General features: G+C 68.5%; 18 protein-coding genes. 6 read left to right on the plus strand and 12 right to left on the minus strand.

Annotated elements, in window-relative coordinates:
- The first annotated feature begins 97 nt into the window (after nucleotides 1-97).
- The 3 genes from AC2EBS_RS04105 to AC2EBS_RS04115 all read left to right on the plus strand — a co-directional run bounded on the left by AC2EBS_RS04105 (nucleotide 98) and on the right by AC2EBS_RS04115 (nucleotide 2,774).
- A complete protein-coding gene (locus AC2EBS_RS04105) occupies nucleotides 98-1,696 on the plus strand; it encodes an SBBP repeat-containing protein (protein ID WP_484727092.1) in 1,599 nt (532 codons plus the stop codon).
- An 81-nt stretch (nucleotides 1,697-1,777) separates the two neighbouring features.
- Nucleotides 1,778-2,164: a DUF488 domain-containing protein gene (locus AC2EBS_RS04110; protein ID WP_484727093.1), complete on the plus strand. Its 387-nt coding sequence runs from the start codon at nucleotides 1,778-1,780 to the stop codon at nucleotides 2,162-2,164.
- A complete protein-coding gene (locus AC2EBS_RS04115) occupies nucleotides 2,154-2,774 on the plus strand; it encodes a GNAT family N-acetyltransferase (protein ID WP_484727094.1) in 621 nt (206 codons plus the stop codon). Before AC2EBS_RS04110 ends, AC2EBS_RS04115 begins: the two co-directional genes overlap by 11 nt.
- Nucleotides 2,775-2,820: 46 nt before the next feature.
- Here the strand turns inward: AC2EBS_RS04115 and AC2EBS_RS04120 are convergent, their stop codons facing one another.
- Nucleotides 2,821-4,161, minus strand: coding sequence for a ferredoxin reductase family protein (locus AC2EBS_RS04120; RefSeq protein ID WP_484727095.1), 1,341 nt, complete (start codon nucleotides 4,159-4,161; stop codon nucleotides 2,821-2,823).
- Nucleotides 4,162-4,519: 358 nt separating this feature from the next.
- Here AC2EBS_RS04120 and AC2EBS_RS04125 point away from each other — a divergent pair, with 358 nt between their 5' ends.
- Nucleotides 4,520-6,460 (plus strand): methyl-accepting chemotaxis protein, encoded by a 1,941-nt coding sequence (locus AC2EBS_RS04125; protein ID WP_484727096.1) that lies wholly within the window; start codon nucleotides 4,520-4,522, stop codon nucleotides 6,458-6,460.
- Here AC2EBS_RS04125 and AC2EBS_RS04130 read toward each other — a convergent pair.
- From AC2EBS_RS04130 to AC2EBS_RS04155, 6 genes are all read right to left on the minus strand, one after another.
- A complete protein-coding gene (locus tag AC2EBS_RS04130; protein ID WP_484727097.1) occupies nucleotides 6,447-7,334 on the minus strand; it encodes a DMT family transporter in 888 nt (295 codons plus the stop codon). The genes AC2EBS_RS04125 and AC2EBS_RS04130 overlap by 14 nt on opposite strands.
- Before the next feature lie 134 nt (nucleotides 7,335-7,468).
- On the minus strand, nucleotides 7,469-8,002 hold the full coding sequence (locus tag AC2EBS_RS04135; protein ID WP_484727098.1) for a methylated-DNA--[protein]-cysteine S-methyltransferase: 534 nt from the start codon (nucleotides 8,000-8,002) through the stop codon (nucleotides 7,469-7,471).
- Entirely contained in the window at nucleotides 7,999-9,519 is a 1,521-nt protein-coding gene (locus AC2EBS_RS04140) for a DNA-3-methyladenine glycosylase 2 family protein (protein WP_484727099.1), read from the minus strand. The genes AC2EBS_RS04135 and AC2EBS_RS04140 overlap by 4 nt, the downstream gene beginning before the upstream one ends.
- 66 nt (nucleotides 9,520-9,585) lie before the next feature.
- On the minus strand, nucleotides 9,586-10,269 hold the full coding sequence (locus AC2EBS_RS04145) for a substrate-binding periplasmic protein (protein WP_484727100.1): 684 nt from the start codon (nucleotides 10,267-10,269) through the stop codon (nucleotides 9,586-9,588).
- Nucleotides 10,270-10,438: 169 nt separating this feature from the next.
- Nucleotides 10,439-11,191 (minus strand): LytR/AlgR family response regulator transcription factor, encoded by a 753-nt coding sequence (locus AC2EBS_RS04150; protein WP_484727101.1) that lies wholly within the window; start codon nucleotides 11,189-11,191, stop codon nucleotides 10,439-10,441.
- The gene (locus AC2EBS_RS04155) at nucleotides 11,188-12,321 is read right to left on the minus strand and encodes a sensor histidine kinase (RefSeq protein ID WP_484727102.1); all 1,134 of its coding nucleotides are present in this window, start codon (nucleotides 12,319-12,321) and stop codon (nucleotides 11,188-11,190) included. Before AC2EBS_RS04155 ends, AC2EBS_RS04150 begins: the two co-directional genes overlap by 4 nt.
- Before the next feature lie 165 nt (nucleotides 12,322-12,486).
- Here AC2EBS_RS04155 and AC2EBS_RS04160 point away from each other — a divergent pair, with 165 nt between their 5' ends.
- Together AC2EBS_RS04160 and AC2EBS_RS04165 are read left to right on the plus strand one after the other, a co-directional pair.
- Nucleotides 12,487-13,878: a phosphomannomutase/phosphoglucomutase gene (locus AC2EBS_RS04160; protein WP_484727103.1), complete on the plus strand. Its 1,392-nt coding sequence runs from the start codon at nucleotides 12,487-12,489 to the stop codon at nucleotides 13,876-13,878.
- 20 nt (nucleotides 13,879-13,898) lie between these two features.
- Nucleotides 13,899-15,197 carry a 3-deoxy-D-manno-octulosonic acid transferase gene (locus AC2EBS_RS04165; protein ID WP_484727104.1) on the plus strand — a complete coding sequence of 433 codons (1,299 nt, stop codon included), beginning with the start codon at nucleotides 13,899-13,901 and terminating at the stop codon, nucleotides 15,195-15,197.
- On the opposite strand, the gene AC2EBS_RS04170 is transcribed toward AC2EBS_RS04165, so the two are convergent.
- From AC2EBS_RS04170 to AC2EBS_RS04190, 5 genes are all read right to left on the minus strand, one after another.
- Entirely contained in the window at nucleotides 15,198-15,794 is a 597-nt protein-coding gene (locus AC2EBS_RS04170; protein WP_484727105.1) for a nucleotidyltransferase domain-containing protein, read from the minus strand.
- Nucleotides 15,791-17,191 (minus strand): serine hydrolase, encoded by a 1,401-nt coding sequence (locus AC2EBS_RS04175; protein ID WP_484727106.1) that lies wholly within the window; start codon nucleotides 17,189-17,191, stop codon nucleotides 15,791-15,793. The genes AC2EBS_RS04170 and AC2EBS_RS04175 overlap by 4 nt, the downstream gene beginning before the upstream one ends.
- Nucleotides 17,192-17,279: 88 nt before the next feature.
- The gene (gene selD / locus AC2EBS_RS04180) at nucleotides 17,280-18,350 is read right to left on the minus strand and encodes a selenide, water dikinase SelD (protein WP_484727107.1); all 1,071 of its coding nucleotides are present in this window, start codon (nucleotides 18,348-18,350) and stop codon (nucleotides 17,280-17,282) included.
- Nucleotides 18,351-18,434: 84 nt separating this feature from the next.
- Complete coding sequence (locus AC2EBS_RS04185) at nucleotides 18,435-19,610, minus strand: sigma-54-dependent Fis family transcriptional regulator (protein WP_484727108.1); 1,176 nt, start codon at nucleotides 19,608-19,610, stop codon at nucleotides 18,435-18,437.
- A gap of 99 nt (nucleotides 19,611-19,709) precedes the next feature.
- Nucleotides 19,710-22,232: a GspE/PulE family protein gene (locus AC2EBS_RS04190; protein ID WP_484727109.1), complete on the minus strand. Its 2,523-nt coding sequence runs from the start codon at nucleotides 22,230-22,232 to the stop codon at nucleotides 19,710-19,712.
- Nucleotides 22,233-22,531 lie beyond the last annotated feature (299 nt).

Here is a 22,531-nt window from a genome sequence, read left to right on the forward strand (position 1 = left end):
AAAGACCGGTCCGGGGCGGACGACGCGATGGTGCAGTGCATGCTTGGGGGCTTCATGCGCCGCGGCGGTTAGGCCCGCAATTGGAGGGAGGACTCCGGTGAACTGGTACAGAATTCGTATGCGCATTGCTGCGTTGATCGCGGCCATCTCATTGCTTGCCTGCGGCGGAGGTGGGGGCGGGGCTCCTGGTGATCACCTGGCGCCCGTGGTTTCATCCGTCAGTCCGCTTGATCAAGCGACGATCAGTCCAGGCAGTTCAACGGTCGCCGTGACCTTCAGCGAGGCCATCGACTGCAGCAAGGTGAACGCCTCGGCACTGGCGGTGACGGAAGGCGCGACAGCCGTGCCTGGCACTGTCAGTTGCAGCGGAAACACGCTCAGCTTCACCGCAGCGGCAGGTTTGCCCACCGACGCGACCTTGTCCGCCAAGGTGGACGCATCGATTGCTGACTTGGCCGGGAATCGCCTTGCTAGCACTTATTCCTGGGCCTTTCGCGTGAGGCCCTGGACGGTGCAGACCGGCACGTCATCGGCAGACAGCGTCGGCGCCGTTGCCGTCGACGCCAGCGGCAATCTCTACCTCGTGGGCGCGTCGGCCGGCAGCCTGGATGGCGGGCCTAGCGCCGGCCTGTTCGATGCGGTGCTGATCAAGTACGACCGCTTTGGCACCAAACAATGGAGTCGCCAGTTCGGATCCGCTGCCGATGAGACTGCGCTTGCAGTGGCGGTCGATGGCGCCGGCAATGTCTATGTCGGTGGCGTGAGCGACGGCCATATCGATGGCGCCACTCCGAATTCAGCGTCAGGCGCTTTCGTCGCCAAATTCGACAGCGCCGGCTCTCGCCGGTGGATACGCCAGATCAGCTCGGGTCAATATGAAATGGTGCGGTCGCTGGCAGTCGATGCGGCCGGGGACGTTGTCGCTGCCGGCTACACGACGGGAGACTTGTTTGCGCCCTATGCAGGAGGTGGGGCCGACCTTTACGTGTTGAAGCTGGATGGCGACGGCAACCTGAAGTGGGGACGGCAATTCGGTACGTCTCGCACCGACAACGCTAGCGGTGTTGCGGTGGACGCGCAGCGAAACGTATTCGTCGTTGGCTATACGTTCGGCGGGGGCGCGAACGCCGGCTCGGCGGACGTGCTGGTGGCGAAATATGACGCCAACGGCGTTTCGCAGTGGATGCAGCAGTTCGGCACCGCTGATCTGGATGTCGCGTCGGGCGTCGCTATCGGACCCGGTGGCAGCCTGTATGTTGTCGGCCGCACGGAAGGCTCCTTTGCCGGTGAGACCAATGCCGGCGGACAGGACGCCTTCGTCGCCAGGCTTGACACATCCGGTCATTTGGCTTGGTTGCGGCTGATTGGCTCAGGTGCGGATGAGATGGCGCGGGGGCTCGCTGTCGATGCGACAGGGAATGTGATGGTCGTCGGCGAAACGACGGGGACGCTGACGGGTGCCGCCTCGGCCGGAGCTTCAGACGGCTTCCTCGCAAAGTTCGATCAGTCCGGTACCAGACTCTGGCTGCGGCAGTTCGGTACTTCGGGCAACGAGACGGTCACCAGCGTTGGCGTCGATGGTGGCGGCAATGCCTTCGTTGCCGGCCAGACACCTGGCTCATTCGACGGCAAGACCAATCTTGGCGACAGCGATCTGTTCCTGCTGAAGTTCGCGCCGGACGGAACGAAACGCTGACGCTCCAGCGGTGTCGCGCCCAGGGTGAACCATGCGATACGTTTGACGGCTACGCACGGTTCACGCCTCGCGCTCTTCACCATGTCCATCCGCATCCTCCGCCTCGGCAGTCCGCGCCAGCCCGATGAGGGCCTGCGTTTGGGCACGGTCCGCCGTCCGCCGCGCGGTGTGCCCAAGAGCGAGTTCGCGTCGCAGAACTGGTACGACCTCTGGTACCCGACGCTGGCGCCCAGCGCCGAGACGATGAAGCTGGGGCAGGGCGCAGAGACGCCGGCGCAGTGGGCGGCGTTCACGCGCAAGTACCGCAGCGAGATGGCCGAGCCGGCAGCGGCGCAGGCGCTGGATCTGCTTGCGGCGCTGTCGCATCGGACGAATCTGTCGATGGGCTGCTACTGCGCGGACGAGGCGCACTGCCATCGCGCCATCCTGCGCCAGCTGCTGCAGGAGCGCGGCGCCGATGTTGCCTGAGCCCATGCAGGACGGTGGAAAATTCTTCGGACGCCTGCCGCTGCAGCTGACACGGCTACAGCTGCGTCTTCTCTCGAGCGCTGATCTGCACGAGTTCCAGGCCTATCGGAGCGATCCGCTGGTGGCGCGCTTCCAGGGCTGGTCGCCGATGAGCGACGAAGAGGCCACAGCCTTCCTGCGCGAAGAAGCGGCCCACAGGAAGCTGCGGCCCGGCGCGTGGCACCAGCTCGGCATTGCCCTGCCGCTGGGCTGCGGTGCGTCGAGCGCCTCCCCGCTGGTCGGCAGTGCTTCGAGCGCCTCGCTGCTGGTCGGCGATATCGGCCTGTGGCTGTCGCCCGATGCCAGCGAGGCCGAGTTCGGCGTCACGCTGGCGCGCGGGCATCAGGGCCTGGGCTATGCGCGCGAGGCCTTGGGCGGACTGCTGGACTTGCTCGATGCGACGACCGGTGTGCTCAAGCTGCATGCCCGCACGGACAGTCGCAACAGTGCATGCCTGGCCTTGTTGGTCAAGCTCGGCATGCGCCATGTGGGCAGCGCGACCGAGGTCTACAAGGGCGAGACCTGCATCGACGAGTTGTTCTGCCTGCCACGCCCGCCGACGCGCTGCTGAATCAGCTGTCCAGCTTGCGGTGACGCACGGTGCGCAGCGCCGGCATTCAGCGCATCTCGAAAAGCTCCTGGTGGAAGCGCTCGGCTGGCAGCCCGGCCTGCAGCAGCGCGCTGCGCAGGCTTTGCCCGAAGCCGGCCGGCCCGCAGAACCAGAACTCAGCGTCGCGCCAGTGCGGCAGCATCTGCATCAGCCGCGGCGCATCGAGCCGGCCGTCGCGGCTGTCCCAGAGGATGTGCAGGCCCACACCGGCGGCCTGGGCATCCTGGCGCAGCATCTCCATCACGCGCTCGTCGTAGTCTGCCGTGGTGTGGATCAGGTCGATGGTCTTGCCGTCGCGGGCCTCGGCCAGCGCCTTGAGCCGCGCGATGAAGGGGGTGATGCCTATGCCGCCGCCGATCCAGATCTGCCGCTGCGCCGGGCCCTGGAAATTGAAGCGGCCATAGGGGCCCTCGATGCGCACCGTGTCGCCGACCTGGGTGCGCGCCGGCAGGCTGCGCGTGTAGTCGCCCAGCGCCTTGATGGCGAAGCTGATGCGACCGTCGTGCTGCCAGGCCGAGGTGATGGTGTAGGGGTGCGGCCCCTCGTCCTCATGCAGCGTGACGAAGGCGAACTGGCCGGCCTCGTGCCCGGGCCATTCGCCCTGCATGCGCACGGTCAGCGCCAACACCTTGAGGCTCTCCAGGTGCTGCAGGCTCTCGACTTCGCCGAGCACCTGGCGCTTGCGTGCCACACGGCGCAGCAGCACGCGCAGCGCCGCGATGCCGGCGGCGAGCATCAGCAGGCCGAGCAGCGGACCCTGCAAACGCGTCCAGGTCTCGAACTTCAGCAGCACCAGCGAATGCCACAGCAGCGCGATGAAAGCCACCGCGATCAGCCGGTGCGTCTTGAAGAACCAGCGGTAAGGGAAGCGCTTGATCAGTGCCAGCGCGATCAGCAGCACCGCGGCATAGAAGCCCCATTCGCCGATCTCCTCGGCCAGGCCGCGCTGGCTGGCAAGGAACTGGCGCAGCCACTCGGTGTCGGGGATCTCCGGGCGTGGTCCGCGCTTGGGCCGCTCCAGCAGCCCCCAGCCGACCAGCCACTTCGGCGCCTTGGCCAGCAGCCAGTGCGCCACGCTGACGATCAGCGCTGCGATGCCCAGCCACTTGTGCAGACGGTACATCTTGTCCAGCCCGCCGAACCAGGGCTCGACGCGCACCGGCCGCAACGCCAGCAGCACGGCCACGCTCATCAGCCCGATGGCCAGCACGCCGCTCCACTGCAGCAGCAGATTGCGCCAGGCGAAGAAATTGGCCGGCAGCGCGTCCAGATAGACGGCATCGCTGAGCAGCCAGAGGCCGCTCAGGCCGAGCAGCAGCAGCACGAAGAATCGCTGGATGGCGCGCATGGACTCTTGAAGAAAAACGTCGATCGCTGGCACTCGTGTGCGGGCACTGTCTTCTCGTGCCTGGCGGGGTCAGACAGCCGCTTGCTGACGAGCGCTACCTGCCTCCCGCGGCGTTGGCCCGGGCTTTTAGTCATCATGCCGTGAACGCCTAGGCCAATCCTTGATGCGCGTCGAGTCGGGCCCTCATTCGTGCTGGCCCTGCCGCCGTCCTGCCAGGCAAGCGCGACTGAGCGCTTCCGAATACCGGTTGAAATCCACGCCTTGAGGACAGATCGCGTGAAGCCTGCCGGTGTCAGTATTGCAAAATGATTGAATTGATCATTTTGAGATGGCCTCAATGAAGCAAACAATTACAACGATGCCCGAGAGCACGCCCGGCTGGCTTCGACCTGGTGTGACGTGGTTGCGCAGGATGATGTTTCCCGGCAAGGCAGCGGTCGTGCTCGTGCTGTTGCTGGTGCCACTGCTGCTGTTGCTGACCTTCTACACGCGCGACCGGCTGGCGGCGATAGAGGTCACAGCCAACGAGCGTCGTGGTGTCGCGGTGGTGCAGGAGATCGTGCCGGCAATGCAGGCCACGCAGTTGCTGCGTCGCGCGGTGGTTGACCAAGCCAATGGGCAGGCGCGCCCCGATCTGCAGACGCTGCGGGCCGACTTCGATAAGCGCTACGCCACGATGCTGGCGTCGGTCAAGCAGCAGCATGAGTACTTCGGTGGCGATGGCGACGCTCACATCAAGGCTACACAGGCTGCGCATGCAGCTGTGCAAGCCATAGACCCGAAGGCGCCGGCTGCAGAGCAGCGAAAGCCTTTCGTGAAACTCAGTGGCGAGTTGCAGGCCCTCATCCAGCACTTCGTCGATGTCAGCGGCCTGGCGCTGGACCCGGACGGCGACAGCTACTACCTGATGCTGGTCTCCATGGTCGAGCTGCCTGAATTGATGGAGGCGATGGGCCTGACGCGCGGAGCCATGGCGACACTCGCCCGCGACGGCATCAATCCAGCGACCTTGGCGCCAGCTGCCGCCCTGACAGCGGTCGACAAGGCCACGCTGCATCGAATCCAGATGCAGTTCCATCGTGCGATCGAGTTCAACCCAGACTTGAAGAAGCTCCGCTTTGAGGAAGGTCTGCAGCGTGCCGAGGCGTTCTTCAAGGCAGCAGACCAGACGATTGCCGGAGCTCCGGGCGCTATGGCTGCTGATGTCGTGGTGCGCGACGCGACCGCGGCGCTGCAGGACTTGCAGGAGCTCCAAGCGCGCGTGGCGAAGGCGCTTGACGAGCTCCTGGCCAAGCGCGAGGCCGCGCTGCGCAGCGCGATGATCAGCTTTGATGTGCTCACCGTTGTGCTGCTACTGACAGCGGGCTATTTCTTCTATTGCTTCTATCGCGCAATCAACGGCGGCATGCGCACGCTGGTCGTCCACATGGAGGAGATGGCCAGCGGTGATCTCTCTCGTTCGATCGAAGTGAAGGGGCGTGACGAGACGGCCTTGCTGATGCGTGCACTCGTCGACATGCAGCAGTCGCTGCGTGAGACGGTGGCTCAGGTGCGCCTGAGTTCTGAATCGATCATCGGCATCGCCACCGAGGTGGCGGCGGGTACGATGGATCTGTCGCGGCGCACCGAGCAGTCGGCCGCCAATCTGGAAGAGACCGCGGCTGCGATGGAGCAGATCGGCTCGCGCGTCGGCACCACCACGGACGGGTCGCAGCAGGCCTCGCAGCTCGCTTCGGGCAACGTGGGCCTGGCGCGCCGTGGCGGCGAAGTGATCGGTCAGGTGGTGCAGACCATGCAGGAGATCCGGTCGTCCAGCCAACGCATAGGCGAGATTATCGGCGTCATCGACGGCATCGCTTTCCAGACCAACATCCTGGCGCTCAATGCGGCCGTCGAGGCGGCGCGTGCCGGTGACCACGGGCGGGGCTTTGCCGTCGTGGCGTCCGAGGTGCGTGCGCTGGCGGGGCGCTCGGCCAGTGCGGCTCGCGAGATCAAGTCGCTGATCGTGGCCAGCGGCGAGCGCGTCGAGTCAGGCAGCCGCATCGTCAGCGATGCCGGCAGCACGATGCACGAGATCGTGACCAGCACCGAGCAGGTCGGCGGGCTGCTGCAGGGCATCTCCGCCGGTGCGCGCGAGCAGGCCTCGGGCATCGCGCAGATCGCCAAGTCCATTCACGAACTGGATCAGATGACCCAGCAGAACGCGGCACTGGTCGAGCAGACGGCGGCAGCCTCGGACACCTTGAAGGCGCAGGCACAGACGCTGGGTACGGCGGTGCAGGTGTTCAAGCTGGGCTGACCGGGCGGCGCCGGATCAGCTCCACCGCCAGCGCCGTGCCCAGCAGCACGATGGCGCAGCCCAGCGCCATGCGCAGCGTGAAGGCCTCGCCGAGGAACAGCCAGCCCCACAGCACCGCGAAGCCGGGAATCAGGAAGGTCACGGCGATGGTGTTGGTCGCGCCGATGCGCGACATCAGGCGGAAGAACAGGATGTAGGCCAGCGCCGAGCACAACAGCGCCAGCATCGCCGCGCCGAGCCAGGCCCTGGCGCTGGGCATCGACGCCGGCCACAGCAGGGCCGCCGGCAGCGCCAGCAGCAGCGCCGCGTAGAACTGGCTGCCGGTGGCCACCGCCAGCGGGCTGACCTGGGCGAGACGCTTCTTCGTAAAATTGGCCGCGATGCCGTAGCTCAGTGCCGCCCCCAGGCAGGCCAGCACCGCGAAGCCGCTGCCGCCGGGCTTGAACGAGGCCTGCTCCCAGGCCAGGAAGACCACGCCGGCAAAGCCGAGCAGCAGGCCCAGCACGCGCAGCGGCGTCAGGCCCTGGCGCAGCCACAGCCACGCGACCAGCGCACCCCACAGCGGCGTGGTGGCGTTGAGGATGCTCGACAGGCCGGCAGTGATGGACAGCGCCGCGTAGCTGAACAGCGCAAAGGGCAGCGCGCTGTTGAGCAGCGCCACGATCAGCAGCGGGCCGGCATCGCTGCGAAGTGCGCCCAGACCCTGGCGGGCGCCGAGCAGCGGCAGCAGCACGAGGCTGGCGCCAGCGACGCGCAACGCGGCCAGCACGACCGGCCCGAATTCATGAGCTCCCATGCGCATGAAAAGGAAGGAAGCCCCCCAGATCGCGGCGAGCGTGAGGAGTTCCAGCAGATCGGCAGGGCGAAGGCGCATGGCAGGTCGGGGGCTCCGTCAGTCGGGTTGGGTTGCGGGTCGGGCGGGCCGGATCGCCGCTGCCGCTTCAGCGCATTGTCGGCCTCGCCGTGTGCTGTCCGGTGCGGCGGCATGAAAGCTGCTGACAGCTGGCGTCAGCAGCCGGCTGCGGCAAGGGTCTGCTGCTCCAGCGCCAGCAGCGCCTGCTTTCGCGCCAGGCCACCGGCATAGCCGGTGAGGCTGCCGTTGCTGCCCAGCACGCGATGACAGGGGATGAGCAGCGAGATCGGATTGCGACCCACGGCAGCGCCGACTGCGCGCGCAGCGCCAGGGCGGCCCAGAGTGCCGGCCAGCCAGGCGTAGCTGCATGAGTGGCCGACGGGGATCTGGCGCAGCAGCGTCCAGACTTCGCGCTGAAACGCCGTGCCCTGCGGCGCCAGCGGCAGGCCGCCCAGTTCAGTCGGCAGTGGCCGGCCGGCAAAGTAGTCGGCCAGCAGCGTGGCCGTCTGCGCCAGCACGGCGTCGTCCGCGATGTCGATCCGCGGTGCAGCGATCGCGCCGGGATGGTGGCGTTGCGCATCGAACCACAGGCCGGCCAGACCCGCCGCCGAGCGTGCCGCAGTCAGCGGGCCCAGCGGCGTGGCGATGCGCGCCTGCGCCAGCAGGGCAAGGGCGGTCGGCTTGCTCATGAACGGTCTTCTTCCTTCTTCATCAGCGCCGCGGCACGCCAGAGGTGCAGCACCGCATAGCTGCGGTAGGGGCGATAGGGCTGGGCGGCAACATCGACGGCTGCATTCGACAGCGGCGTCGCGGCATCGCCAGCCAGCACCCGGCGCAGCACGATGTCGCCGGGAGGAAAAGCATCCGGCCAGCTCCAGCCGCGCATCAGCATGTAGGCCGCCGTCCAGGGGCCGACACCGGGCAGTGACAGCAACTCGGCGCGGGCCTGATCGACCGTGCCGCCGCCGCGCGCGAAGCTTAGCTCCGGCCAGGCCCTGGCGATGGCGCGCAGCGCCTCGGCACGCTGACGCACGATGCCGAGCTCGGCGATGCGCTCGACCGGGGCCGCGGCCAGGGTCGGCGGGGTCGGGAACAGCAAGGTGACGCTGCCGCCGTCCGCTGCAGCGTCCGCGCCCAGCGGGGTGCCGAAGCGTTGCACCAGCCGGCTTGCCAAGGTGCGCGCCGCCGCCACCGTGACCTGCTGGCCCAGCACCGCGCGCACCGCCAGTTCGAAGCGGTCGACGCAACCGGGCAGGCGCAGTCCCGGCGCGTCAGCGGCCAGCGCGCCCAGCGTGGCATCGATGCGACCAGGTTCGGCGTCCAGGTCCAGCCAGCGGCGCAGCAGCGGCAGCAGACTGGCGCTGGCCGCCCACAGCGCGGCATCGGGCCAGACCAGCAGCTGCGCTGCCCGTGGATCGAACTGCACGGCGACGCGGCCCTGCAGCGTCTGGCCCCGGTGCTCGATGCGCAAGCTTCTCTCGATGCGCAGCGCAGCGATGTCAACCGACTCGATGCCGGGAATCGCGCGCTGGGCGAGGAACTGCAGCAGCTCCGGCACCGCGTAGGGCGGGCGGTAGGCCAGCCGCAGCGTCGGCGCGCCGAGCGGGCGGACGGCGCTGCTCTTGCGCAGCGCGCTCGGCTGCAGCCGGTATTGCTCGACGAAGGCGGCATTGAAGCGCCGCAGGCTGGCGAAGCCCGCCGCATGGGCAACCGCGGTCACCGGCAGCGTGGAGTCGGTCAGCAGCTGCTTGGCCAGCAGCAGTCGCCGCGTCTGCAGGTATTGCAGCGGGGAGACGCCATGCTCGGCGACGAAGATGCGACGCAGATGGCGGCCGCTGATGCCCAGTGCAGCAGCGACCTGTTCCATCGAGGCTTCGGGATCGTCGCAGCGCTCCAGCCGGTCGGCGGCCTGGCGGGCCAGCGTGCGCGAGGCGTCCATCACGCTCCAGGGGGCGTGTCCGGCCTGCGGCGCCAGCTCGGGCCGGCACTTCAGGCAGGGGCGGTAGCCGGCGGCCTCGGCCTGGGCGGCGCTGGCGTAGAAGCTGCAGTTCTCGCGCCGCGGCGTGCGCACGCGGCAGATCGGCCGGCAGTAGATGCCGGTGGACGAGACGCCGACGAACCACAGTCCGTCGAAGCGGGTATCGCGGGCGAGCAGGGCGGGGTAGCAATGCTCGGGATCCAGCGTGGCAATGTCCGGCGTGTCCATGATGAATTCATCATAGGCGCCCAGGCCCAGCCGGACTGGCCGGATCCGGACATCTGGACCGTGCGCTCAAGGGCGCAGATAGCGCTGTTGGAGCCGGGCGACCGTGCCGTCGGCCTGCAACTGCTGATAGGCCCTGATCCAGCGCTCGGCCTCGGCGTCGGAGAGCTTCAGCGAGGCGCCCATGTAGAGCGTCGCTTCGCTCAAGGTCGTGTGGAGCTGGAACTGGCTGCGCTCGAAACCGTACTCGTCGATCGCGGCGTTCAGCATCGGTGCGCCTGCATAGATGGCCGTGATGGCCTTCAGCTGCAGCAGGCGCAACAGGTCCTTGTAGTCCTTGGCTTCGACTATGTCGGTGAACTGTTCCGCCTGCAGGTTGCGGATGATGGGTGAGCCGCGCAGCACGCCGATGCGCTGCTTGCGCAACTGCTCCAGCGACAGCGCCGGCCCATCGGCTCTGCCGACGAAGGCGTACTTCACGGCCATCAGCGGGATCAGCCAGCGGTAGTGTGATTCGCGGTCCGGGGTGCGCGCCAGCGGGAAGATGCCGTAAGACTCGCCTTCCTTGGCCATCTTCACCGCCCGTGCCCAGGGGTAGTAGCTGACCTGCAGCGGGCGGCCCAGGCGCTGTGCCATGCGGATGGCGAGCTCATGCGCATAACCCTGCGGCCCGTTGTTGCCTATCCAGGCGAAAGGCGGCAGATCACCGGCCACCCATTGCAGCGGCGTGTCGGCGCCTGCGGCTTGCGACATTGCCGGGCCGGCGCCAAGGCCCGCTGTGCAAGAGGCCAAGAGCACAAGCAGGCGGACTCGTGAGCGCGCGCGGGCGTACTGATGCATGCCGATTCGCCATGACGGAGCCGAGCAGGTCTGCTGCCTGATGGACCCGATGACTCCCTGTCAGCTACTGTAAGACACAGGCTTACATGGCCCTGAACAGATGGACATAGGCGCGGCTGACCGGCAGTTCGCGCTCATGGCCGCGTATGCGCAGGAATAGCCGGCTGGCCGCGTCGCGCCGCGTGCCGGCCAGGTGGGCCAGATTGACCACGGTGGAGCGATGCACCTGCCAGAACTGCTCGGGATCGAGTTGGGGCAGCAACTCGACGATGGGGGTACGGATCAGGTACTCGGCGTCCGTCGTTTGTACACAGGTGTACTTGTCGTCGGCATGGAAGTACAGCACCTGCTCGACCGGCACTTGATGGGTCAGCTCGCCCTGGCTGGCCCGTATCCAGCGCAGCCGCGGCTGCGTCGGTGCGGCGTGGATGCGTTGCAGGGCCTGCGACAGGGCGGGGCCAGGCTCGGCGGGGGCTGCCGCGAGCGCGGCCCGCACCCGCTGGACGGTCTGTGCCAGGCGTTCGGTCTTGATCGGCTTGAGCACATAGTCCAGCGCCGCCTGCTCGAAGGCCTGTACCGCGTACTCGTCATAGGCGGTCACGAAGACCACCTGCGTCGAACCTTCGATGCCCTGCGCCACCTCCAGGCCGCTGAGTCCGGGCATCTGGATGTCCAGAAAAGCGACATCGGGCTGAAGTTCGTCGATCTGGCGGGCCGCCTCGTCGCCATTGCGGGCCAGGGCGACGATCTCCAGCCCCGGCCACAGGGCCAGCAGCTGCTCCTGCAGGTGGCGGGCGAGATGCGTCTCGTCGTCGGCAATCAGGGCGCGACTCATGCTTGCAAGGTCTCCTTCTCAAGGGGCAGGCGCAGCGTGGCGCAGCAGCCTGAGTCGTTCAGCTCGAGGCTGAGCGACGCGGCGTCATCGTAGCGGGCGGCCAGACGCTCGCGGATGTTCTTCAGCGCCAGGCCATTGCCGGGTCGGGCGCGTCGTTTCGGTGCCGCGGAACCCAGACCGTTGTCACGGACCTGCAGCGTCAGCAGACCGTCGGCGACGCTGGCGCTGATCTGCAGATGGCCGCCGTCGGTCTTGCCTTCCAGGCCATGGTTGATGGCGTTCTCCACCAGCGGCTGCAGCAGCAGGGGCAGCAGTCGTGCACGGCGGGCCTCGGGCGTGGCCTGGATCTCGAAGCTGAGCCTATCGTCCATGCGGATCTGCATCAGGCCCAGATAGCTCTGCACCGCCTGCAGCTCCTGCTCAAGCGTGCAGACCTCGGCGCGCAGGGTCTGCAGGCTGGCGCGCAGGTAATCGGTGAAATGTTCCAGCATCTGCTTGGCGCGCGCCGGCGCCGGGTCGATCAGGCTCTGCACCGCGGCCAGGCTGTTGAAGAGGAAGTGCGGCTCGATCTGCGCCTGCATGCGTAGCAGCTGTGCCTCGGTGGCTTGCAGCTGCAGGCTGCGGCGCTTGGCCGCCTGCCAGGCCAGATAGGTGCCGATCAGCGCGAACACCAGGCTGATGAAGAGGAACTGGCCGATGGCGCGCGTGGAGTCGAAGGGCGTGCGCGCGACCTCGATCTGCGCCAGCGCCCGCAGCAGCTGGACGAAGATCCAGAAGCTCAGCAGCATGATGGCGATGGGCACCACGGCGAAGAACACGCCGGCTTTCAGCTCGCCGCGGTTCAGGCGCTGCAGCGTGGGCTCCGGCGTGAGCAGCTCGAAGACGCGGTAGAAGCCGTGGATGCTGTAGGCGATGAACAGGCCCAGCGCATAGCTGACCAGCAAGGTCGGCAGGCCGATGCTGGCGCGGCCGAACACGACGCCCAGGCTGAGGAACAGTGTGGGGAAGAACAGACCGATGCCGCTGCTGATCAGCAGCCGCGCCCAGGCCGGCTCGTCACGCCGCTTGTAGAGGCGGAAGTAGCGGCTCAGGGCATGGGCGAAGTCGTCTTGCAGGCGCTGGAATGACATGGTGTGCAGTCTCGGGCTGGGATGCTCGGCAGACTAGACGGGACGACCCGGGGCCGCCCCGGTGCAGCGACGAATCGACAGCCGGGGCGACGAATGGTCGCCGGCCCTGCCTACAATCCGCGCTGCCCGTGGCACCCACGATCAACCGAGCACAGCTTCATCACCATGCAAGTACCTGCCTCCATCTTCAAGGCCTATGACATTCGCGGTGTCGTCGGCAAGACCCTGGACGAAGCCTTGGCCGAGCATCTCGGCCGCGCCTTCGGCACCGAGGCCAAGGCTCTGGGAGAAAAGGCGGTGGTGGTCGGCCGCGACGGTCGCCTCTCGGGACCCGGACTGGTGCAGGCGCTGGCGCGCGGCATCCGCTCCACCGGTCTTGATGTGGTGGATCTGGGCATGGTGACCACGCCGATGCTCTATTACGTCGCCGCGACGCGCGGCAAGCACGGCTGCACCTCGGGCATCCAGGTGACCGGCAGCCACAACCCAAAGGACTACAACGGTTTCAAGATGGTGCTGCAGGGCGCCGCCGTCTATGGCGAGCAGATCCAGGGCCTGCGCCGCCGCATCGAGGCCGAGGACTATGCGACGGGCCAGGGTCGCCTGGCCAGCATGGACATCGGTCCCGAGTACCTGCATCGCATCGTCTCCGACTGCAAGCTCGCGCGCCCGATGAAGATCGTCGTTGACAGCGGCAACGGCATCCCCGGCGCCAGCGCGCCGGCCATCCTGCGCGCTTTGGGCTGCGAGGTGATCGATATCTATTCCAAGGTGGATGGCGACTTCCCCAACCACCACCCCGATCCTTCGCGCCCCGAGAACCTCGAAGACCTGAAGAAGATCGTCCATGCCACCGACGCCGAGCTGGGCCTGGCTTTCGACGGCGACGGCGACCGCCTGGGCGTGGTCACCAAGGACGGCCAGATGATCATGCCGGATCGGCAGATCATGCTGTTTGCGGCCGACATCCTGGGACGCAACAAGGGCGCCGAGATCATCTTCGACGTCAAGTGCACGCAGCGCCTGGCGCCGTGGATCCGCGAGCACGGCGGCCGTCCGCTGATGTGGAAGACCGGCCACTCGCTGGCCAAGGCCAAACTCAAGGAGACCGGTGCACCGCTGGCCGGCGAACTGTCGGGCCACATCTTCTTCGCCGAGCGCTGGTACGGCTTCGACGACGCGATGTACACCGCCGCGCGCCTGCTGGAAATCCTCTCGCGCGAGCACGACCCCAGCGCCGTGCTCAACGCGCTGCCCAACAGTTATGCCACGCCGGAAATCAACGTGCCCTGCGCCGAGGGCGAGCAGCACAGCGTGGTGGCGATGCTGCAGGAGACCGCCGAGTTCCCCGGCGCGCTGGAGATCAACAAGATCGACGGCCTGCGCGTCGAGTACGCGGACGGCTTCGGCCTGATCCGCGCGTCCAACACCACGCCGGTGCTGGTGCTGCGTTTCGAGGGCCACACGCCCGAGGCGATGGCGCGCATCGAGCATGCGCTGCTGGCCCAGCTCAAGCGTGTGAAACCCGACGCCAGCTTTGCCGCGGCGGCGCACTGATTGCCCGCTGCGCTTCGCTTTTGGTCCAGGCCGACACGCTGACCGAGCGCCTGGCCCGCTGGGCCTACGGCGCAGTGTTGCGCCTGCTCACGCCCGCCTACCTGCTGCGGCTGTGGCGGCGCGGCAAGGCCGAGCCGCTGTACCGCCACGCGATGGGCCAGCGCCTGGGTCTGGGCTACGCGCCGACCGAGCCCGGCCGGCTGTGGCTGCATGCCGTCTCGCTGGGCGAGACCCGCGCCGCCGCGCCGCTGATCGAAGCGCTGCGCGAGCGCCAGCCGGGGCTGCGCCTGCTGCTGACGCACAGCACGGCCACCGGCTTCGAGGCCGGCCGCGAGCTGCTGCGCGAAGGCATCGATGCGCAGACCTGGCTGCCCTACGACACGCCGGGCGCGGTGCGCCGTTTCCTGCGCCACTGGCAGCCGGCCGTCGGCGTGCTGATGGAAACGGAGATCTGGCCGGCGCTGCAGCGCGAGACCGACCGTGTCGGCCTGCCCATGGTGCTGGCCAATGCACGGCTGTCGGCCAAGAGCCTGCGCCAGGGCGAGCGCTTCGCGCTGCTGATGCGTCCCGCGGCGCGGCGCCTGCGGCTGGCGCTGGCGCAAGGCGAGGCGGACGCGCAACGATTGCGTCAGGCCGGCGTGGCCGAGGTGCAGGTCTGCGGCCATTTGAAGTACGACCTGCATCCTGACGCGGCGCAGCTGGCGCGCGGCCAGCGCTGGCGTGCGCAGCTGGCCCGGCCGGTGCTGCTGATGGCGGTCAGCCGCGAAGGCGAGGAGGCGCCGCTGCTTGCAGCGTGGGCGCGGCTGCCGGCGGCGGGGCGGCCGCTGCTGGTCATCGTGCCGCGCCATCCGCAGCGTTTCGACGAGGTCGCAGCGATGGTCGAGGCGCAAGGCCTGCGGCTGGCGCGCCGCAGCAGCTGGGACGATGCGCCGCCGCAGGACGCCCTGGCCGCCGAGGTCTGGCTTGGCGATTCGATGCGCGAGATGCCGCTGTACTACGGCGTCGCCGATGTCGCGCTGCTCGGCGGCAGCTTTGAAAAACTGGGCGGCCAGAACCTGATCGAGGCGGCGGCCTGCGGCTGCCCGCTGCTGATGGGCCCGCACACCTTCAATTTCGCCGAGGCGGCCGAGCTGGCGCTGACCGCCGGCGCGGCACGGCGGGTGGCTGACATGGCGGCGGCCATCGAACAGGGCCTGGCCCTGTGCGCGGACGACCCGGCACGTGCCAGGATGCAGCAGGCCGCGCAGGCCTTCGCTGCCCAGCATCGCGGCGCCGCGGCCCGCATGGCGGCAGCGATCGCGACGCTGCTTGCGCGCTGATCAGCGGACCTCGGTGGCTTCGATCTTCCGGCCCAGCCGCACCAGGTAGCGCTTGGCCAGTTCGGTGCGGCCACGCGCCAGCCATTTGATGCAGTCCACCAGCTCCCAGATCAGCCCGGCGTCGCCGTACATATAGGGCTCGAAGTCCTCGTGACGGATCGGTTCGCCCTCGGTCGCGCAGGCGGCGGCGAGGTTCTCCGGGTCCCAGATCACCAGATAGGGGCGATACAGACGGAAGCCCGCGGCCATGCCGAAGGCGTGCAACTCCACGCTGCTGAAGTCGAGGTAGACGTACTTGCGGAAGGCACCGATGTCGCGATGCCGTCCGTCGAAGCGGTCCAAGATCTGGACACCCGCGCCGAGCAGGGGCTCGGCCAACTCGAGGATGCGCTGTTGCTGTCCGTCGTCGACGAGTGCGACCAGGTCCAGATCGGAGACGCGATTGCCGCTGCCCTTGGCAAAGGAGCCGACCAGGAACAGCGCGCGGAGACTCGGCTCCTGCCGGGCCAGACCATGCAGCGCCTCGATGCGCTGCAGTTGCGAGTCCGGCGCGTGCTGCTCCCGCAGCCTGTCGAGCAAGGTGGTCAGCTCGCTCACGGCTCGCGGGCGAATCGCAATTGCTGTCCGCCCTGCAGCAGCGTCAGCGCCGGGGACGCACCGCCCGGCTCGCCATCGAACACGATCTCCAGCGGCGTGATGCGGGCAAAGAACTGGCGTGGCGCTTTCGCGAAGAGCTCGAACTCGCCCTGACCGGTGGCCTGGGCGAAGAGGCGCTCACCGCGCGTCGTGATGCGCAGCTTGAAGCCGCTGTTGAAGGCGTAGACGCCGGCAAGCAGTGCCAGCTGCTCGGCCGTCAGCGCGATGGCAGCTTGCTGCGTGCTGGCGAAATTTTTCGCCGGCACGCTGGCGTCCAGCAGGTGCAGCGCCAGGTCGCTGACCTCGACGGAAGCATTGGCCAGCACGGCGGCGGCACGTCCGCGCTGCGGGTCCAGCCACAGCGAGCTGGCGAAGCCGCCGGTGCCGCCATCGTGGTTCAGCACGGTCCGCCCGTTCAGCGGGGCGATGATCCAGGCCAGGCCGGTCGGGTTCATCGGGCCAAGGCCATCGGCATGTCGGCGCTGGCACAGCGCAAAGGCTTCGGCCAGCGGCTTGGCCGGCAGCTGGCCGAGCGCCGCCTGGGCATAGCGTGCCAGGTCCTGCAGCGGGGCGAGCAGGGCGCCGGCGCCCGCCATCGCGGGCTGGAAGCGCCAGCCCGGCACCGGCTTGCCCTTCGCATCATGGCCGGGCACCAGCAGGCTCTGTGCCGTCGGCGCAAGGCGCGTGGCCGTCAAGCCCAGCGGCTTGAGCACGCGATCGCCCAGCAGCGCATCGAAGGGCAGGCCTGCCTTCATCGACAGCGCCTGCCCGAGCAGTCCGTAGCCGAGGTTGGAGTACTCGTAGTGCGCGCCGCGTTCCCGCTGGGGCTGCCAGCCGCGCAGAAAGATCTGCAGATCGGACCAGCTGTAGTCGGCGTAGGGATTGGCCGCGTCGCGAGGCTGCAGATTGCCGGGCAGCCGCGGCAGCCCCGAGCGGTGCGTGGCCAGGTCGATCCAGCGCAGCGGCTGGCCGCTGCGGTCGCGCAGCTGCAGGTCCAGCACCGGTTCCAGCGGGTCGTCCAGGCGCAGCTCGCCGCGCAGGCTGGCGTCGGCCAGCAGCAGCGCGGTGAAGGTCTTGGTGATCGAGCCGATCTCGAACAGCGGCCGCTGCTCCAACGGCGGTGTGGCTCCGGCAGCGGCCAGCGCCAGACGGTCGCCGTCCAGCTCGAAGGCCTGCAGGCCCACGCCCTGGTAGCGCAGGCGTTCATCCAGCTGGCGGCGCAACCGTTCGGAGGCGCCGTCGGCCGGTGCCGCACGCAGCAGGCCGGGGCTGCACAGCAGCGCAGGCCCCGCCGCGAGCGCGCTGACCAAGCGCCGGCGCTGACGATGGCCGGCAGTCAATTCCTTACAAGTCCGCATCGCATCGGTCCTCCCTGCCCGCGATGCTAACGCAGGGGCATTGCGTCCCTGCGCTGATGTGGCAGGCCGTGCGCCAGCGTGGCCGAGATCAGCCGCGGACGGCCAGGCGCGGGCCGGCGGCGTCGGCCGCCTCGATATGGCCGACCACCGCCGCGCGGGCGAAGCCGTGCGCCTTGAAGACGGCCAGCACCGCCTCCAGCGAGGACGGCGCGCAGGACACCAGCAGGCCGCCGCTGGTCTGCGGGTCGGACAGCAGCGCGCGGTCGGCGTCGGCGAAGCCCGCGGGCAGCTCGACATCGCTGCCGTAGCTGGCCCAGTTGCGGCCCGAGGCGCCGGTGATCAGACCCTGCGCGGCCAGCTCGCGGGCGCCCTCGATCAGCGGCACCTGCGGCCAGTCGATCACGACGCGGGCCTGGGCACCGCGCGCCAGTTCCAGTCCGTGGCCGGCCAGGCCGAAGCCGGTGACATCGGTCAACGCATGCACGCCGTCGATGGCGGCCAGCTCGGGGCCGGGCGTGTTGAGCTTGGTGGTGTTGGCGATCATCTCGGCATAGCCGGCCTCACCGAGCTTGTCCTTCTTCAGCGCGGCGGAGAGCACGCCCACGCCGATCGGCTTGCCCAGCACCAGCAGGTCGCCGGGCTTCGCATCGGCATTGCGCTTGACGCGCTTGGGATGCACCAGGCCCAACGCGACCAGGCCGTAGATCGGCTCCACCGAATCGATGGTGTGGCCGCCGGCGATCGGGATGCCAGCGGCAGCGCAGACCGATTGGCCGCCGGCCAGGATGCGGCCGATGGTCTCCGGCGGCAGCACGCTGATCGGCATGCCGACCAGGGCCAGCGCGAGGATGGGCTTGCCGCCCATCGCATAGACGTCGCTGATCGCGTTGGTCGCGGCGATGCGGCCGAAGTCGAAGGGGTCGTCGACGATGGGCATGAAGAAGTCGGTCGTCGCAACCAGCGCCTGCTCGTCGTTGAGCTGGTAGACGGCGGCGTCGTCCGAGGTCTCGATGCCCACCAGCAGCTGCGGCGGGACGATGGCGCTGGCGCCGCTGTTCTTCAGGATCTCGGCCAGCACGCCGGGGGCGATCTTGCAGCCGCAGCCGCCTCCATGCGACAGGGACGACAGGCGAGGCGGGGTCGATGTGGGAGCGGTCATGCCAGATTGCAGCGCGAGTAAGGGTCGGTGGGAGGCCAAGCGGCCGGCGGCGATGATACGGCGCTGCCGCCGGGCGTGCCGGGCTCAGCCGAGTTCGCGCAGCTTGCGGTACAGGGTGCTGCGGCCTATGCCCAGCTGACGGGCTGCGGCGGAGAGGTTGCCACTGGCAGCCTGGATCGCGGCGCGTATCGTCTGGCGTTCCAGCTCGCGCAGATTGTGCGAGCCTTCGGCAGGGGCGGCAGCGACGGCCGCCGGAGCCAGCGCGGGCGGAGCCGGCAGCGGCTGGCTGCGTTCGAACACCGGCTCATCCGCCAGTTCTCGGCGCGTCTGCGTGCGTTGTGCGCCCAGACCCTGCGGCGCCAGGCTGAGCTTGGCATGCAGCGTGTCCGCAGGCCGCAGGGGGTGGCGCAGGCGCAGCGTGCCTTCCGGCAGGCTGCGCACCGCGTGGGCCAGTCCGCCCATGCTGCAGCCGAACAGGCGCTCCACCGTCTCACGTCGCAGCACCGCGGGGCCCAGGCCGAGCAGTTCGATCGCGCGACGATCGGCACCGAGCACGCGGCCGTCCTCGTCCAGCGCCAGCTGTGCCTCGTGCAGCGTGCCCAGGCCCATCGGATTGGTGTGCAGATGCAGTCGCGTGCTGTGGCGGAAGCGGTCGGCGAACCACTGGCCCTCTATCATGCGGGCCGACATCGTGGCCAGCGCCAGCGTGTGCGGATGGTAGGAGCGGCGGTCGCCCGAAACGTCGATGACACCGAGCAGCGTGCCTTTGTGATCAAAGATCGGTGCGGCCGAGCAGGTGAGGAACTGCATCGCGCGCAGGTAGTGCTCATGGGCGTGAACCAGCGTCGGTGCCTCTGTCATCAGCGTCGTACCGACGGCGTTGGTGCCCTTTTCGGCCTCGGCCCACAACGCCCCGGGCGCCAGCGCCACCTGCTGTGCCCGCTCCAGAAAGCCGGCGTCGCCACGCGCGTGCAGGATGCAGCCGCTGGCGTCGGTGAGCAGCACCATGCTCTGCGCATGGGTGAGCTGCTCGTAGAGCATGTCCATCACCGGCAGCGCTTGCGCGCAGAGCCGGGCATTGCGCTGCTGCAGATCGGTCAGCGCGCTGGCATCGAGCCGACGCAGATCCGGCGCCGCATGAGCGCTCAGACCGAAGGCCTGGCAGCGTTCGTGCGACGAGGCGATGGCCTGGGCATGCGCGACGTCGACCACGGCGCGCGGCGGTGCGGCCGAGGCGGCGGCGGACAGGGAATGGGCCATGACGGAACTCCGTACAGAGGCCCGCGGACGAGGGTGATCGTCAGTCGCGGGCCGGGGCGGCGCGATTGCCGCCGGTTGCCGTCATTATCGCGTCAGCGTTCAGCTGTTGCTGTTGGCGCGGACTTCGGCCAGCGAGGTGACGCCGGCCAGCACCTTGACGATGCCATCCTGGCGCAGCGTGCGCATGCCTTCGGCGAGCGCGGTCTGCAGGATGTCCTCGGCGCGACCGCCGGTCTGGATCAGGCGGCGCACTGTCTTGCTGACGGTCAGCAGCTCGTGCAGGCCGGCGCGGCCCTTGTAGCCGGTGTGCTCGCAATGGCCGCAGCCGGGGCTGTGGTAGTGCATCAGCCGGCCTTGCTCGCCGTAGCTCTGCTGCCACTCGGCGCGCAGGGCCTCGCGCGTCGGTCGCTGCTCGGCCGGCATCACATGCAGGTAGTCGGCCATCAGCTCGTCGAGCTCGGCATCGCCCAGCGGTTCGCTCTTGCGGCAGTGCGGGCACCAGCGCCGCACCAGGCGCTGCGCCAGCACCGCCAGCAGCGAGTCGGCGAAGTTGAAAGGGTCCATGCCCATGTCCAGCAGACGCGTGACCGTCTCCGCAGCGCTGTTGGTGTGCAGCGTGGACAGCACCAGGTGGCCGGTCAGCGAGGCTTCGATGGCGATCTCGGCCGTCTCCTGGTCGCGGATCTCGCCGACCATGATCACATCCGGGTCGGCGCGCAGGAAGGCGCGCAGGGCCTTGGCGAAGGTCCAGTCGATCTTCGGGTTGACCTGCACCTGGCGCAGGCCGGCCTGGGTGATTTCCACCGGGTCCTCGGCGGTCCAGATCTTGCGCTCGGGCGTGTTGATGTGGGCCAGCGCAGAGTGCAGCGTGGTCGTCTTGCCGGAGCCGGTGGGGCCGACGCACAGCACCATGCCGTAGGGGCGCGACACTGCCTCCTTCAGGTGGCTGAGGTTGTGCGCCGACAGACCCAGCTTGTCCAGCGGCAGCGGGCGAGCGGACGAGAGCAGGCGCATCACCACGTCTTCCAGACCGTTGTTGGTCGGGATGGTGGCCACGCGCAGCTCCAGCTTGTGCTGGGCCGAGTAGCGGGCGAAATTGATCTTGCCGTCCTGAGGCTTGCGGCGCTCGGAGATGTCGAGATCGCACATGATCTTGATGCGCGCGATCATCGCGTTGCGGTAGGTGTGCGGCAGCTCGAGATAGGGATGCAGCACGCCGTCGCGGCGGAAGCGGATCTTCAGCTTCTCGCGGCCCGGATAGGTCTCGATGTGGATGTCGGACACGCCCTGGCTGTGCGCCTCGATGATCATCGAGTTGATCAGTCGCACCAGCGAGTTGTCGGACTGCTCGATCGGCTTGTCGTCGTCGCGCGCGCCAGCGTCGCCGCCTTCGCGCTCCAGCGTCTCGATCAGCTTGTTGGCATTCTCGAGGTCGAAGTCCAGCGCGGCAGCCGGCAGGCGCAGATCGTTCGCACCCACGGCCTCGACGCCGAGGCGGTCGTAGACGGCGGGCAGCGTGAACTGCAGCGTACCGACCTTGGTCAGCGTCGGCACGACCTTGAGCTGGGAGACGAACTCCGCTTCTTCGATGGCGTCGCGGCGCGTCGGGTCTTCCATCGCGACGATCAGCTTGCCGTCGCGCAGCACCAGCGGCAGCATCTCCAGCCGCTTGGCCACCGAGAAGGGCAGCTTGCGCACCGCGTCGACTTCGACCGGGAAGTTCTCCACGTCGACCAGCGGATAGCCCATCTTGCGCGCCAGCGCCGACTGCAGCTGCTGACGCGTCACCACGCCCTTGCGCACCAGCAGCTGGCCCAGCGGCACCGAGCGGTCCTGACGTTGCTGCGCCAGCGCTTCGTCGAGCTGCGCCTGCGTGATCAGCTCCAGCGCCAGCAGCGCCTCGCCGATGCGGACCATGGGCATCTTGGCCTGCTGCTCGATCGCCTGCATCAGCTGGTCGGGCGAGACCACCTGCTTGGCCACGAGGATGTCGCCGACGCGGCGGTTGCGCATGTCCTGCTGCTCGCGCGCCACTGCCTCCACCTGATCGGCTGCCACCGCCTGCTCGCGCACCAGCAGGTCGCCGATGCGCTCGCCGATGTCGAAACTGGCCAGCGCCTCGCGCGGCACGAAGATGCGCTGCACCGAATCGTCGCTCTCGCCGATAGGCGGGAACAGATACAGGCCAAGTTCATCCTGGAAGTGGCCGATGGTCACGCCCTTGAATTCCCCGCCGGCCACGAAGTGCAGCGTGAACGGATGGCGAGGACGCTCGTGCAGAGGCAGCGGGTCGTCGGCGCCGACGGCCTCGCGGGGCAGGGCCGCCACCGGGCGCAGCAGCTTGAGCGCCCGGAACTGGTTGAACTTCAGCGGCATCGGGTTGCGCGCCGGCGGCACGTTGACCTGGGCAAGCCTGTCCTCGGGCACCATCAGGACCAGCAGGCCGACGGTGCGGCTGTTGTTCAGGCCGATGATCTCGCAGGGCTCCGAGCCGCTCTGTGCCGCCGGCTGCGGATAGGCAGCATAGGGCGGCGTGGGCCAGGTGAAGATGCTGCCCAGCGCCTCACTACGGGCGGGAGTCTTTCCCTCGGTCCAGGCGAGTGGCGTGGACAGGTCTTGCATCGATGCCTTCCTTGAGCGTCTTGGGGTCTTGGCCGCGCAGCGTACCGCATGCGCGGCTGGCGCGTGCGCCTGCAGCAGCTTAGCCTCTTGCCCGGAGGCTGCCGTGCGGAACTATGCCGCAGAGCCGGTGTAGTTCTCGTGCGTATCGACCCCATGCGGCTTGAGTGCCTGGATCGGGGCCTGGGTGTTTCCCCGCGCGCGGGGCGCACAGAGGGGTGCATGTCGCCAATGGGGGCGACGGCAGCGCGCCTACACTGTGTCGCGCCAAGACGACGATCACGCCTGGGCGTGCAAAGAAG

It is taken from the genome of Roseateles sp. T103 (assembly GCF_057219915.1).

Bases quoted from the DNA above. Each gene is read 5' to 3' on its own strand.
- AC2EBS_RS04110 (WP_484727093.1), top strand. From the start codon at position 1,778: ATGTCCATCCGCATCCTCCGCCTCGGCAGTCCGCGCCAGCCCGATGAG.
- AC2EBS_RS04155 (WP_484727102.1), bottom strand. From the start codon at position 12,321: ATGTCATTCCAGCGCCTGCAAGACGACTTCGCCCATGCCCTGAGCCGC.
- AC2EBS_RS04185 (WP_484727108.1), bottom strand. From the start codon at position 19,610: ATGGCCCATTCCCTGTCCGCCGCCGCCTCGGCCGCACCGCCGCGCGCC.
- AC2EBS_RS04120 (WP_484727095.1), bottom strand. From the start codon at position 4,161: ATGCGCGCCATCCAGCGATTCTTCGTGCTGCTGCTGCTCGGCCTGAGC.
- AC2EBS_RS04140 (WP_484727099.1), bottom strand. From the start codon at position 9,519: ATGGACACGCCGGACATTGCCACGCTGGATCCCGAGCATTGCTACCCC.
- AC2EBS_RS04190 (WP_484727109.1), bottom strand. From the start codon at position 22,232: ATGCAAGACCTGTCCACGCCACTCGCCTGGACCGAGGGAAAGACTCCC.
- AC2EBS_RS04145 (WP_484727100.1), bottom strand. From the start codon at position 10,269: ATGTCGCAAGCCGCAGGCGCCGACACGCCGCTGCAATGGGTGGCCGGT.
- AC2EBS_RS04175 (WP_484727106.1), bottom strand. From the start codon at position 17,191: ATGCGGACTTGTAAGGAATTGACTGCCGGCCATCGTCAGCGCCGGCGC.
- AC2EBS_RS04135 (WP_484727098.1), bottom strand. From the start codon at position 8,002: ATGAGCAAGCCGACCGCCCTTGCCCTGCTGGCGCAGGCGCGCATCGCC.
- AC2EBS_RS04150 (WP_484727101.1), bottom strand. From the start codon at position 11,191: ATGAGTCGCGCCCTGATTGCCGACGACGAGACGCATCTCGCCCGCCAC.
- selD (WP_484727107.1), bottom strand. From the start codon at position 18,350: ATGACCGCTCCCACATCGACCCCGCCTCGCCTGTCGTCCCTGTCGCAT.
- AC2EBS_RS04160 (WP_484727103.1), top strand. From the start codon at position 12,487: ATGCAAGTACCTGCCTCCATCTTCAAGGCCTATGACATTCGCGGTGTC.
- AC2EBS_RS04125 (WP_484727096.1), top strand. From the start codon at position 4,520: ATGCCCGAGAGCACGCCCGGCTGGCTTCGACCTGGTGTGACGTGGTTG.
- AC2EBS_RS04115 (WP_484727094.1), top strand. From the start codon at position 2,154: ATGTTGCCTGAGCCCATGCAGGACGGTGGAAAATTCTTCGGACGCCTG.
- AC2EBS_RS04130 (WP_484727097.1), bottom strand. From the start codon at position 7,334: ATGCGCCTTCGCCCTGCCGATCTGCTGGAACTCCTCACGCTCGCCGCG.